The sequence below is a fragment of the Pedobacter agri genome, assembly GCF_032678665.1.
GTDB classification, from domain to species: Bacteria; Bacteroidota; Bacteroidia; order Sphingobacteriales; family Sphingobacteriaceae; genus Pedobacter; species Pedobacter agri_A.
On sequence record NZ_JAVTSH010000009.1, the window covers coordinates 42773 to 56918 of the forward strand.

Sequence of the window (14146 nt, forward strand, 5' to 3'; positions counted from 1 at the left end):
TATCATATTGATCACTAAGTTTCGTTTTTAAACCAAAACAATACTAAACTGTTTTTTTATTGATGAAAAAGTAAACAGGAACCCCTACCAGAACAATTAATAATCCTGGCCAGGTATATTGTTGTTTATAAATTAGGAGCAAAATGCAGAACGCAGCACCGATTAATAAATAAATGATCGGTGTAATTGGGTACAACCATGTTTTATATGGTCGTTCCAAGGCTGGTTTTTTAATCCTTAAATAGATTACTCCAAAAACAGTAATCATATAAAACAATACAATTACGAAGGAGATCATATCTAATAAATTACCATACTGGCCACTTAAACACAATACAGAAGCCCAGATTCCCTGCATCCAAAGCGATTTTTCAGGAACGCCGTTTTTATTATTATGAAGGGCGGCTTTAAAAAACATGCCATCCTGTGCCATGGTTTGAAAAACCCGGGCGCCTGCCAATACAATTCCATTCACACAACCGAAAGTAGAAATCATTACCAGCACAGCCATCACAACTGTACCTATTCCACTGCCAAAAATTTGTTCTGATGCGGAAACCGCAACCCGATCGTTAGCCGCAAACGCAATGCTATCGCGATCTAAGGTATTGAGGTATATAAAATTTACCAACAGGTAAAGTACCATTACTGCCGATGTACCCAGAACCATTGATCTTACCACATTCTTTTTTGGGTTCTCAATTTCGCCGGAAACAAAAGTTACGTTCTCCCAGGCCACGCTCGAAAAAACAGACCCAACCATAGCAGCTGCAATTCCAGCCATAATCCCCATTCCGGAAATTGATTCCCAACCGGATTTTAAAAAGTTTCCACCCGAGTCAGTTTTTAAATTATTGAAAGCATCCCAACCAAAACTCATGTTTCCAGACCAGAAATTATTCTTCACCAAAAGAAAACCTAAAAGAATTAAGCCAATAAGCGCAACGATTTTTGATCCGGTAAAAACATTTTGCAACAGTTTTCCACTCTCAACACCTTTAGTATTAATATAGGTAAGCAGTAAAATAACGCCAATTGCTAAAATCTGAATCCAGGTAATTTTGTAGCTGCCATTTTGAAATAAAGGCGCCGCATCATTTAAGGCAGGGATTAAGTAAGCGGTAAATTTTCCAAATGCTACGGCTACCGCTGCAATTGTACCCGTTTGAATCACTGTAAACAACCCCCAACCGTACAAAAAACCCATCATTTTACCGAAGATTTCTTTCAAGTATGTGTATTGCCCTCCTGCTTTTGGAAACATGGCCGAAAGTTCGCCATACGAGATTGCGGCAGCCACAGTCATTACCCCGGTGATTACCCAAACCACAATTAACCAGTATCCAGAGCCCAAATTCCTCATGATATCGGCACTTACAATAAAAATACCGCTTCCAATCATCGATCCCATGACTAGCATTGCAGCATCAAAAAGACCTAGCTTTCGCTTGGGAGTACCCTCGCCCTGTAATTTTTCCATTTTTTTTTGTTGGTTTAGCTTTAGTTGCCGGCTAATTTATTTATAAATAAACAAAATCACAGGGATTGAAGTGTATTATTTTAGTCGACGAGAAAATTAAAACGTAACCGGGGATCGTCCTGAAAATGCAGCATAAAGGATTAACTACTGTTGTTTTGATCTTATCAATTCATTCCTTTAAACTCTCATTTTTTATTTAAGTACAAGAAAATAAAATTATTATATTGCTTAACTAATAACCAAAATTAAGAAATCAATGTTCTTTACTTATGAGGGTAAATCAATGAACTTGATATCAACGAACCAATAACCAAATATTAACTATGAACTTTTTACAAGAGAACTTAATTTACAGTATCCCGGCTTTGGGCCTTGTTGGGATTATTGTGATGATGATTAAAAGCGCCTGGGTAAATAAACAAGATGCAGGGGATAAAAATATGCAGGAGCTGGCAGGTTACATTGCCGACGGCGCCATGGCATTTTTGAAAGCCGAATGGAGGGTGTTAAGTATTTTCGCAGTTTTTACTGCTGCATTATTAGCCTACTCCGGAACCATTACAGAAATTAAAGGTGTGCCAATGCACTCCAGCTGGATTATTTCCATATCCTTTTTAATTGGCGCCATTTTTTCTGCTACCGCAGGATATATTGGAATGAAATCGGCCACAAAGGCTAACGTAAGAACCACACAAGCAGCAAGGACAAGTTTAAAACAAGCATTAAAGGTATCATTTACAGGCGGAACCGTGATGGGTTTAGGCGTAGCGGGTTTGGCTATATTAGGTTTGGGTGGCTTATTCATCGTTTTTTTAAAATACTTCAACGTTGTATCTGTGAACAGCGTAGAAATGAAAACAGCCATTGAAGTATTAACCGGGTTTTCACTCGGGGCAGAATCTATCGCTTTATTTGCTCGTGTTGGTGGAGGGATTTACACCAAAGCTGCAGATGTTGGCGCCGATTTAGTGGGTAAAGTTGAAGCAGGAATCCCTGAAGATGATGTGAGAAATCCTGCAACCATTGCCGATAACGTAGGCGATAACGTGGGTGACGTTGCAGGAATGGGTGCCGATTTATTTGGATCTTATGTAGCCACAATTCTGGCAACAATGGTTTTAGGGCAAGAAATTGACGTAAAGGATAATTTTGGCGGGATGTCTCCCATCCTGTTGCCAATGGTAATTTGTGGTTTGGGTATTATTTTTTCCATTATCGGCACCTGGTTTGTTACCATTAAAGATGAAAAATCTAACGTTCAAAATGCCTTAAATCTTGGCAACTGGTCTTCAATTGTAATTACTGCCGTTGCTTCATTTTTTATTGTGAAGTGGATGTTGCCTGAAACCTTGAGTTTACGCGGTTATGCGTTTTCCAGCATCAATGTATTTTACGCCATAATAGTTGGTTTGGTTGTGGGCACCATTATGAGTGTGGTAACTGAATACTTTACAGCGATGGGCAAAGGACCTGTAAATTCCATTATTCAACAATCTTCAACAGGCCATGCTACAAATATTATTGCAGGTTTATCTGTGGGCATGAAATCAACAGTAATTCCAATTTTGGTTTTGGCTGGAGGAATTATGGCTTCCTATCATTTTGCAGGTTTGTACGGCGTAGCAATAGCCGCAGCGGGAATGATGGCGACTACTGCCATGCAACTGGCAATTGATGCCTTTGGCCCTATTGCTGACAATGCCGGTGGAATAGCGGAAATGAGTCAGCTCCCTCCTGAAGTTCGTGAAAGAACCGATAATCTGGATGCTGTGGGCAATACCACAGCTGCAACAGGAAAAGGATTTGCCATCGCTTCAGCGGCCTTAACATCATTGGCTTTATTTGCAGCTTTTGTGGGCATTGCAGGCATTAGTGCGATTGATATTTACAAAGCACCGGTATTGGCCGGATTATTTATCGGCGGAATGATTCCATTTATATTTTCTGCCCTATGTATTCAGGCGGTTGGAAAAGCTGCTATGGATATGGTACAGGAAGTTCGTCGCCAGTTTAGGGAAATACCTGGAATTATGGAATACAAAGCCAAACCTGAGTATGAGAAATGTGTGGCCATTTCTACCAAAGCTTCCATTCGTGAAATGATGCTTCCGGGAGCAATTGCTTTAATCACACCCATCATTATTGGTTTTACTTTTGGACCAGAAGTTTTAGGCGGGCTATTAGCAGGTGTTACCGTAACCGGTGTATTGATGGGGATTTTCCAGAGCAATGCTGGGGGTGCGTGGGATAACGCTAAAAAATCTTTTGAACAAGGCGTAATGATTAACGGAGAGATGTTTTATAAAAAATCTGAGCCACACAAAGCATCAGTAACAGGCGACACCGTTGGAGATCCATTTAAAGATACTTCAGGGCCATCAATGAACATTTTAATCAAATTAATGTCTATTGTTTCGCTGGTTATTGCTCCATACATCGCAGTTAAGGCTGTACCTACCGAACAAAGGCAAGAAGTTCGCAAGGAAATCAGAATTGAGCAAAAAACTGATGCTTCAGGTAACATCATTAACGATACTTTAGTAAATACTATAGATACATTAACAAATTAGTTGTAAAAACATAGAGATAATAGGACTGAAATGGGGATTTTAACAAAATCCCTTTTTCTTTTTCGCAATTTTTATTTAGGTTTACCGCTTATTATCATAAATCAACAAACATAAAAGACTAAACAAATTATGAATCTTAAAAAGCCTATTGATGTGCTTATAGCAGAATCTGCTGAAAGTGGCGAGGGGACGCTCAAACGTACGCTGAGCAGTACGAGCCTTGTTGCCCTGGGCATTGGAGCGATTATTGGTGCAGGTTTATTCTCATTAACAGGTATCGCAGCAGCTGATCACGCTGGACCAGCAGTAACATTATCATTTGTACTGGCAGCAGTTGGTTGTGCATTCGCCGGCTTGTGTTATGCAGAATTTGCTTCGATGATTCCTGTTGCCGGTAGTGCTTACACTTATTCTTACGCTACAATGGGTGAATTTATGGCCTGGGTTATCGGATGGGATTTAGTATTAGAATATGCACTTGGTGCTGCAACGGTTGGGGTTTCCTGGTCTGGTTATTTCAACAAATTACTCCACGAATTTGGCCTCGAAATGCCGCTGTATCTCACAAAATCATTTGCAGAGGTAGATGGTGGAGGAATTAATCTTCCAGCGGTAGTTATCGTTTCTCTTCTTTCACTGATGCTCATCCGTGGAACTAAAGAATCAGCAAGCCTTAATAATGTTTTGGTAATTGTTAAAGTTGCGGTAGTAATCATCTTCATTGCTTTAGGTTGGAAATTTATTAATCCTGCTAACCATACGCCATATATCCCGGAAAACACTGGTGTTAAAGGAGAATTTGGTATTTCAGGTATTGCTGCGGGTGCTGCTTTGGTATTCTTTGCATTTATCGGTTTCGATGCCGTTTCTACAGCGGCTCAGGAAGCAAAGAATCCTCAAAAAGGAATGCCAATCGGTATTTTAGGTTCACTGGTAGTTTGTACCATACTTTATGTATTATTTGCTCACGTAATGACAGGTTTAGTACCTTTCTCAGTTTTTAAAGGTGATGCTTCTCCGGCAGCTACGGCGTTTAAAGTGACTGGTTACAGCTGGTTGCAAATGGGCTTAATCATTGCAATTTTAGCGGGTTATACTTCGGTAATCCTTGTAATGTTAATGGGCCAGTCGAGGGTTTTCTATACCATGTCTAAAGATGGTTTATTACCGAAATTCTTCAGTAACATCCACTCGAAATTCAGAACGCCATTTAAAACAAATCTGTTCTTCATGGTTTTTGTAAGTATTTTCGCTGGTTTTGTTCCGGTAACTGATTTGGGTCACATGGTATCAATTGGTACTTTGTTTGCCTTCTCATTGGTATGTATTGGCGTGATGTTATTACGTAAAACTGATCCAGACAGAGCTCGTCCATTCAGAACACCATTGGTTCCTTTTGTGCCAATTATGGGTGTAATCGTTTGCGTTTACCTGATGTCGTCGTTACCATTAGAAGCCTGGATCAGGTTAGCAATCTGGATGGCTTTAGGTGTAGCCATCTATTTCTTCTACGGTAAAGGAAATTCAGTTCTAGGCAAAAAAGGAAAAGTTGTTCATCCTGTTGATCCTCCGAAACCAGGATTATAGAACATTAAAATAAATTCAAAGCCTCGACAAATGTCGGGGCTTTTTTTGTGTTAAATAATTGTTAATAAAGTACCTTTGCAGCACAACCCATTGAAACGTATGCAACCAGTTAAATACAAGCATTTGGCAACCTTTGCTTTCTTGTTATTGTTATCCTTCCAATCCTATTCGCAAAGAACGATTAACGATATCATGGATTCCACAACAGTTAACCACCTGCTTATCATCTCTAAAAAATACGGCTCACTATCTTTCAGCGGTTATATGCAGCCTCAGTTTCAGGCTGCCCAATCGAATGGTACGCTTGCCGAATATCAAGGTGGAAACTTTGGAGAATTTAGCAATAACCGTTTTCGATTAAGGAGAGGCAGGTTAAGGGCAGATTATATGCTATTAGATGATAAAGGTAATCAATCAACCTATTTTGTGCTACAATTTGACGGAACTGAGCAAGGGGTAAATGTGAGGGATTTTTGGGGCCGATATTATGAGAACAAATGGAAGTTAGTATATGTTACCCTTGGTCTTTCTGGCCGCCCTTTTGGAAACGAATTACAACTTTCCTCCTCGAACAGAGAAGCGCCTGAACGTGGAAGAATGTCGCAGATTTTGATGAGAACCGAGCGTGATTTGGGTGCAACCTTTACTTTTAATCCACGTTGGAAGGACGCCAAACTTAAAAATGTTTTTTTAGATCTTGGTGTTTATAACGGACAGGGATTAGCTGGCCCCGGCGAATTTGACAACAGCAAAGACGTAATTGCCAGATTGAGCCACAAACCTTACACATTTAAAAAATTAGGATTTTCTATTGCCGGAGGAATAAGTACGTTGCAAGGCGGATTAAATCATCGTTTACCTGTAAGCTACCGAATGGAAAATCTAAATGGAAGCCTAAGCATGGTGAAAGATTCTGATGCAACCACCATAAATAAGGTAGCACCACGCCGATATTACGGCGCTGATGTTCAGTTAGCAACATCTGTGCAAAGCTGGAAATCGGAATTAAGGGCAGAAGTTATTTCAGGACTACAATCGGCCACCGCAACTACCTCGGCAACACCTGGATCTTATCCGGTTGATAATAAATCGGTAGCACTCCCCTACTACACCAGAAATTTTAACGGGGCCTATTTTACTTTCGTACAAACCTTAAATAGTACGGATAATCAATTGATTTTTAAATATGATTGGTACGATCCAAATGCGAAAGTTGCAGGAATGGATATTTCAGAACTAAAAGGATTAACTGCCGCTGATGTTCGGTTCGACACGTTTGGGTTTGGCTTCCTGCATCATTTCAATCCTCATTTTAAAGCGGTAATATATTATGATGTGATCAAAAATGAATCGACCCAGATTTCTGGCTACACTGAAGACAGGAAAGATAATGTGTTCACCTTGAGAACACAATTCTACTTTTAATAAATGGTTTGATAATAAGTATTTAATACAATTGCTTTACCTTTGGGTAAATTTGTTCCCTATGAAATATGATTTCATGAAGTTCGACTTCAACCAGATTCTGACAACTACAATGGTAATTTTCGCCATTATTGATATTTTAGGATCAATTCCGGTAGTGATCGAACTTCGTAGGAAAGCGGGACATATTGAATCTGAAAAAGCATCAATTGTAGCTACGGCACTGATGATTTTATTTCTATTCCTGGGAGAATCATTATTAAAGGTGATTGGACTTGATGTAGAATCGTTTGCTATTGCCGGCTCATTTGTAATTTTTTTCATTGCAATGGAAATGGTTTTGGGTTTAACCATCTTTAAAGAAGAAGCGCCAGAAACGGTTTCTATAGTTCCACTGGCCTTTCCTTTAATTGCGGGTGCCGGTACAATGACCACACTGCTCTCACTCAAAACTGAATATCAAACTCAGAATATTTTGGTGGGTATTATCCTGAATATGCTTTTCGTTTACTTCGTGTTAAAAAATACCGAACGTTTAGAAAAGCTCTTTGGTAAAACCGGATTAAACATTCTTCGCAAAGCATTTGGCGTAATTTTATTGGCTATCGCTATTAAATTATTCAGAAATAATACGGGATTGTAGATCAAAATCTCAGGAAAGAAATCTTCCGTAAGCCAATCATCATGTAGACCGAAGCCGAAGAAATCTTTACCGGATACAAGATCGTACTGTAACAAAAATTTCGTATATTCATCTAAACATAAAGCTAACCAAAGATGAACAGCTTCGAGGAATATACGTTAATTATCGGGGCAATTGCTGTTTTAATTGAAGCAGTGAAATACCTTAAAAAGAACTTCAAATCCTGGTTTGAGCATGTATAAACCTGTCTAAACGCTAATGTAGACAAACATCAACGACAAAGCCTTTGATGCAACTAAATTTTGATGAGCCTGGCTACAAACATGGTATCGGCATTATTTTGATACCCTTTGATTACCTCCATTTTTTCAAGCGTTAATGGTAAAGTATCTGTTAAGTGTTGCACCACCGCTTCGTTCTCAGCAGCAAACGCAGAACAGGTAATGTAAATCAGGGGCTTGCCTGGCTTTAAATATTTTACAACGTTTGGTCCGATAGCCTTCTGAATGGCTGCAAATTGATTAATCTTCTTTTCTTCAAAAAAGGTAAGCATTTCTGGTGTTCTTCCCCAGGTTCCGGCGCCTGTACAAGGTGCATCTAAAATAATCCCGTCAAATTGATAATGGTGCAGAACCTGATCATTATTTTTCAAAAGGTCTAACTCTTTTTTATGGTATTTCCTGATTCCTGCAAGGCGAAAACGCTCATCAAGATTCATCAGCACTGATTCTCTTAAATCTGTAACCAACAGCTCAACTACAGGCTCTAAGCTATGTAATAATAGGGATTTACCACCAGATGCCGCACAGCAATCCCACCACTTATCCCATTTGTTTGGCTCGAAATAGGTTCCTGTATACTGTGAAGATAAATCCTGAACCTGATAAGTTCCTTCTTTTAATACCGTTTCGAGTTTGGTACCATTCGGTAATGCCAAAGCAGTTTTAGAAACCTGATTAACTGTAATATCTGCCGCTTCAAGCGTTGTTATAATCGATTTTACATCAGCAGATGCCACCCTGATAAACAAATCCGGCTGCCTAAAAAACGAAGTAAAAAACTCAATCTTATTGATTCCTTCAGATAATTCATCTCCAAATGGAAAAACATCTTCCAGGTTAAAATCTGGGTATTTTTCTGCAATGATTTTAATTTTCTCTCCTAGCGGAAGCTGAATATCCGACTGTAACGAGGGTGAATTTTGCGCTACTACCGCACTTAAGGTTTCGTGGCAAAGAAAATCAGCAATACAAAGCCTTTCCTCGCGAGGCAGATTAGGCAATGCCTTCCCTAGCCTAAAAAAGCTATAAATATGCCTGGTTGCCCATCTTCTGTCAGACGACCCCATTTGCTTGTTTTGCTTGAAATAGCCAGGCAAAAAACGATGCAGGGGCAAATTCCCATCATAAGTATTTAAAATTTGTTCAAAAGCCCTTAACTGATGGTCAGCCCTCATAGAAAAATAAAAATTGTGAATTATTCGATAATATTTAATGCAAAGTTTTTGTATTTCAACAGCATTAAACTGGTGTTAATATAGCCTAATTTTTCATCATGGATAAATGAAAAATTATTATGAAGCCCCTTATATTTCTCCTTTGTAAGGTAATCGCGGTAATTTTCACCGTATTGACTTAGCAATTGACCAAAGTAAAAGCCTATATCAAATCCCTTGTAAGCATATTCACCAGGTTCGAAACCGAACTGTTTGCGATATTTTTTGATAAAGGCAATTACAGCAGCACTTTTATAATCAATCTTATATGATGAGCTGATTATCGTATTTAACGCCTGCATTTTATCCGTTGGATAGTTCTGTTTTATCCAATTGGGATGACCAAAAAGACTAAGATTATAACCTCCCGAGGGCAGATTTTTTAGCTTGAACAGTTTTTCAATAGTAGGTAAAACAAAAGTTCTATCCGTTGATGTAACCACAACAACATATTGCTTACCTTTTATCATCTTCGTTTCGAAAGTATAAGCCGATGCATATTCCTGCACTACAAACTTTGTTTTGCTTGCCAGATAGGATCTGATGGGCGAAGCAAAGGCTTCATCTCCAGTTTTCTTAGGATTGATAATCACTACAATGGTGTTTGCAGGATTAAAGCTTTTGCCAATATAAGCGGCAATTTTTTGCGCATGAAGATCGATATTGTTTACAATGGAAATGAGATTTGGATTGTTAAACTCTGAAGGATTAGATGCCGCCAAAGGGGAAACTACAGCGATATTGTTTTCCTTTGCATAAGCCGACATAAATTTTTGCCCGTCAGGAAATACCGGACCAACAATTAAATTACTCTGTTTAAACCGTTCATTTTTGTATAGTACTGCAATATGAGCATTATCATCCTGCGTATCAAAAACATTAAGTTTAAAGTTTAAGCCTGAAGCAGCTACCGAATCTAAACCCAACTTAAACCCCTGGTAAAAATCGATCGGCATCGCATATTTTTCTACATCAGCCTTGGTAGCTGTTTTTAAATTCAGCTCATCGAGTTTAAAAGGTGCAAGCAACGACACACTCGCTTGTGTGAATTTCTTAACCGTTTTCTTTTTTTCTTCAGGTTTTTCCTTTTCAACAGGTTTACTGGTTGGTGTTTTAGAAGTTCTTATTTTAGGAGAACAAGCTCCTAAAACTAAAATAAAGAAAACTAAAATATAGTAACAGTTTCTAAAATTCATACCTGCTGTTTTTAACAAAATATGCTAGCAAAGTTTATTCCACCTTGCTAGCATCACTTATATTTTATTGATAATGTAGTTAACTGAGAGAAAAACTGTCAACTTAAATTATTCCCATTCAATGGTTGCAGGTGGTTTAGAACTGATATCGTAAACAACCCTGTTAATACCTTTCACCTTATTAATAATCTCATTTGAAATTTTCGCAAGCACCGGATAAGGCAAATGGCACCAATCTGCAGTCATACCATCTACTGATTCAACAGCACGAAGCGCAATCACATTTTCGTAGGTACGCTCATCGCCCATTACACCAACAGATTGCACTGGTAAGAAGATTGATCCAGCCTGCCAGATTTTATCGTATAATCCAGCGGCTTTCAGTTCATTGATGTAAATGGCATCAGCATCTTGCAGTATGGCTACTTTTTCTGCGGTAACCTCACCCAAAATACGAATACCTAAACCTGGTCCTGGAAAAGGATGGCGGCCAAGAATCACATCATCGATTCCTAAAGCTTTACCTACCCTGCGAACCTCATCTTTGAATAGCGTTTTTAACGGCTCGACCACTTTCAGTTTCATAAAATCTGGTAAACCACCCACATTGTGGTGCGATTTGATGGTAGCTGAAGGACCATTTACTGAAATAGATTCGATTACATCAGGATAAATGGTACCCTGACCTAACCAGTTTACACCTGTTACCTCATGTGCTGCATCATCAAAAACTTCGATAAATACTCGTCCAATCGCCTTACGTTTCAATTCCGGGTCAGTTAATCCGGCAAGCTGGCTTAAGAAACGATCTTTAGCATCGATGCCCTTAATGTTTAAGCCCATGTGTTTGTATTGCTCAAGCACTTGTGCATATTCATCCTTACGCAGTAAGCCATTATCAACAAAAATACAATGTAAATTTGTGCCTATCGCTTTGTGTAATAACACAGCTGCTACACTACTATCTACGCCGCCTGATAAACCTAAAACAACTTTATCATTACCTAAGGTTTGCTGTAATTCTGCGATGGTAGTTTCTATAAACGCTGCCGAAGTCCAGTCCTGGCTACAACCGCAAATATCAACCAGGAAGTTTTCTAATAAAACCTTTCCGTCGATACTGTGTGTAACTTCAGGGTGAAATTGTATGGCATAAGTATTTGAATCTTTAATATGATAAGCTGCAACTTTTACGCTCTCTGTGCTGGCAATTAATTCTGCATTTGCAGGCATATCAGTAATGGTATCACCATGGCTCATCCAAACTTGTGAATCGATGTTGATCCCCTTGAATAGCTTATTTTCCTGGTTTACGAAACTTAAGTTTGCACGACCGTACTCACGTGTTGAAGACGCCTGCACCTGACCGCCAGATTGTTGTGCGATATATTGCGCACCATAACAAACCGCCAATAAAGGATACTTGTTATGATATTTTGATAAATCAATTTGAGGGGCATCATCCTGACGAACAGAATACGGGCTACCTGAGAAGATAACACCTTTTACATCTTCTGAAATTTCAGGAAGGTTGTTGTATGGATAGATTTCACAGTAAATATTTAGTTCGCGAACTCGACGGGCGATGAGTTGTGTAAATTGCGAACCAAAATCGACGATAATGATTTTTTCTTGCATCCGCAAAGATAGAGAAAGAAAGGGAATTGTTAAATTGTTTTATTGTTATTTTCTGGCTGCAAGTTATTCGTTGAGAGTTGTTAGCAATAAGCTTAACAATTCACCAATTTAGCCATTTCACAATTAACCAATTACCCATTTCGGCAGTTAAGCTTCTATCAACTTCACCTCTACCCCAAATTTCCTGAGAAAGTCTACGCCTTCGTCGCTAGGCAAACCTTTATAGGCTGCATACGATTGTGAATAGTAAACCAATTTTATCCCTGATGATAAGATTAAACGGGCGCAGGCAATACACGGCGACAATGTGGTGTATAGCGTACATCCTTCTATCTTCGATCCGTTTTTAGATGCGTAAAGAATTGCATTTTCTTCCGCATGTAAAGCCAGTGAGCAGCTTCCCTTGCTGTCTCTTGCACAACCATGTTCTGGCCATTCCTCATCGCAATTGTGTGTTCCTGCTGGCGGACCATTGTAGCCAATAGAAATAATACGGGTATCTTTTGTTAAAACCGCACCAACATGAGCACGTACGCAATGCGAACGGGCAGCCAAATCGGTGGCGAGATTCATAAATATGGTATCGAAACTTGGTTTGTTGGTCATGCTAAAAATAAAAAAGCCACAAAGCATAAATCTTTGTGGCTGTAAAAATAGCTTATTAAAAATTAATGTCCGCCAGAAATTTTCTGATCGAAATTAATTCCCTGAGACCGAAGGATACCGCTAACTCTCCAGGCATAAAATGCCAGGTAAGCAAAACAAAGAATCCCTACAATGTAACTATATTGAATACCGGTAACTTCCGAAACCGCACCTTGTAACCAGCTGATGATACCACCGCCCATAATCATCATGATCAGGAAACTACTACCTTGACTGGTATGTTTACCCAAGCCGCTAACCGCTAAAGTGAAAATACATGGCCATAAAGTACTGCAAAATAACCCTACACTGGTGATGGCGTAAACACTTACCATGCCTGTTGTGAACATTCCAATAAGTAGCGCTAAAATACCAATCCCCGAGAAGATTAATAACATTCTTGCAGGATTACCCTTACTCGCCATATCAGCAATAATTAAAACAAGAATAATTAAACCATAAACATAGAAAGGGGCTAAATCGTGATCAGCGATAGCATTTACCGCTAAGAAAATTCCGAAAGCCAGGTAAGGTGCCACAAATCTAAGTACTTTTTGAGTCTGAACGTTGTCGGTAAAAGCCTCAACTGCACCCGTCCATCTACCAATCATCATACTTGCCCAATACAAAGAAATATATGGTGCAATATCATGCAGAGCGAAACCTAAATCTTTTTCCATATAAGCCGGCAGGTTGCTTGCTGTAGAAACCTCAACACCTACATAAACAAAAATGGCGATCATACCCAAAACCAATTGTGGGTATTTCAAAGCTGAACCTTTAGCACCCACTTCTTCCGTTTTTGCCTCAACCAAAGCCGGGCGATCAGGCAGCGAAGATAATTTTAAGAAAATAGCAACGGCGATAAATGCAACACCCAAAATAAGATAAGGAACTTTTACACTTTCAATGCTGATATCTGAACTGGCATTTGCTGCTGATCCAAAAATTGCAAAACTCACAATTAGTGGTCCGATGGTTGTACCAAAATTATTAATCCCTCCTGCCAGCGTTAAACGCTGAGAACCTGTTTTGATAGGACCCAATGCAATCGCCAAAGGGTTTGCTACGGTTTGCTGTAGTGAAAAACCTAATGCTACAATGAACAAACCCGACAACATTAAAGGAAATGAGGCTAAATTAGCGGCTGGGTAAAACAAAAGGGTACCTGCGGCAGAGATAACCAAGCCTAACGCCAGGGAATTTTTGTAACCCAATTTATTCACAATATCTTGACCCATTAGCACAGATATACCGTTATAAATTAATGCACCAACGGTATAAGCAATATAGAATGCTAAAGAAACCAGTTGACTTTCGGCCTGTGAAAGATCAAAAGCTTTCTTAAATACAGGAATTAAAATATCATTACTTGCGGCAACGAAGCCCCAAAAAAAGAATACGGTAACCAGGGGTATAAATTGGGCCCACTTGGTTTGTGTTTGTTCTGAACTCATTTTTAAAATT

At 39.2% G+C, this 14146-nt stretch carries 10 protein-coding genes; 4 read left to right on the plus strand and 6 right to left on the minus strand.

The features are described from left to right. Nucleotides 1–43: 43 nt before the first annotated feature. A complete protein-coding gene (locus tag R2Q70_RS17885; protein WP_316808914.1) occupies nucleotides 44–1480 on the minus strand; it encodes an APC family permease in 1437 nt (478 codons plus the stop codon). Nucleotides 1481–1803: 323 nt separating this feature from the next. Between R2Q70_RS17885 and R2Q70_RS17890 the strand changes: the two genes are divergently transcribed. From R2Q70_RS17890 to R2Q70_RS17905, 4 genes are all read left to right on the plus strand, one after another. Then, nucleotides 1804–4050: a sodium-translocating pyrophosphatase gene (locus R2Q70_RS17890; protein ID WP_316808915.1), complete on the plus strand. Its 2247-nt coding sequence runs from the start codon at nucleotides 1804–1806 to the stop codon at nucleotides 4048–4050. Between the two features lie 129 nt (nucleotides 4051–4179). After that, nucleotides 4180–5637: an amino acid permease gene (locus R2Q70_RS17895; RefSeq protein ID WP_316808916.1), complete on the plus strand. Its 1458-nt coding sequence runs from the start codon at nucleotides 4180–4182 to the stop codon at nucleotides 5635–5637. A 192-nt stretch (nucleotides 5638–5829) separates the two neighbouring features. Next, on the plus strand, nucleotides 5830–7062 hold the full coding sequence (locus R2Q70_RS17900) for a porin (protein ID WP_316808917.1): 1233 nt from the start codon (nucleotides 5830–5832) through the stop codon (nucleotides 7060–7062). Between the two features lie 76 nt (nucleotides 7063–7138). Continuing rightward, entirely contained in the window at nucleotides 7139–7705 is a 567-nt protein-coding gene (locus tag R2Q70_RS17905) for a MarC family protein (RefSeq protein ID WP_116170839.1), read from the plus strand. Between the two features lie 295 nt (nucleotides 7706–8000). Here R2Q70_RS17905 and R2Q70_RS17910 read toward each other — a convergent pair whose 3' ends face one another. The 5 genes from R2Q70_RS17910 to R2Q70_RS17930 all read right to left on the minus strand — a co-directional run bounded on the left by R2Q70_RS17910 (nucleotide 8001) and on the right by R2Q70_RS17930 (nucleotide 14136). Further along, the gene (locus tag R2Q70_RS17910) at nucleotides 8001–9161 is read right to left on the minus strand and encodes an RsmB/NOP family class I SAM-dependent RNA methyltransferase (RefSeq protein WP_316808918.1); all 1161 of its coding nucleotides are present in this window, start codon (nucleotides 9159–9161) and stop codon (nucleotides 8001–8003) included. A gap of 20 nt (nucleotides 9162–9181) precedes the next feature. After that, nucleotides 9182–10396 carry an ABC transporter substrate-binding protein gene (locus R2Q70_RS17915; RefSeq protein WP_316808919.1) on the minus strand — a complete coding sequence of 405 codons (1215 nt, stop codon included), beginning with the start codon at nucleotides 10394–10396 and terminating at the stop codon, nucleotides 9182–9184. A 108-nt stretch (nucleotides 10397–10504) separates the two neighbouring features. Continuing rightward, a complete protein-coding gene (gene guaA / locus R2Q70_RS17920; RefSeq protein WP_316808920.1) occupies nucleotides 10505–12034 on the minus strand; it encodes a glutamine-hydrolyzing GMP synthase in 1530 nt (509 codons plus the stop codon). Between the two features lie 147 nt (nucleotides 12035–12181). After that, nucleotides 12182–12640 carry a dCMP deaminase family protein gene (locus R2Q70_RS17925; RefSeq protein WP_316808921.1) on the minus strand — a complete coding sequence of 153 codons (459 nt, stop codon included), beginning with the start codon at nucleotides 12638–12640 and terminating at the stop codon, nucleotides 12182–12184. 62 nt (nucleotides 12641–12702) lie between these two features. Further along, nucleotides 12703–14136 (minus strand): MFS transporter, encoded by a 1434-nt coding sequence (locus tag R2Q70_RS17930; RefSeq protein WP_316808922.1) that lies wholly within the window; start codon nucleotides 14134–14136, stop codon nucleotides 12703–12705. Between the last annotated feature and the right edge of the window lie 10 nt (nucleotides 14137–14146).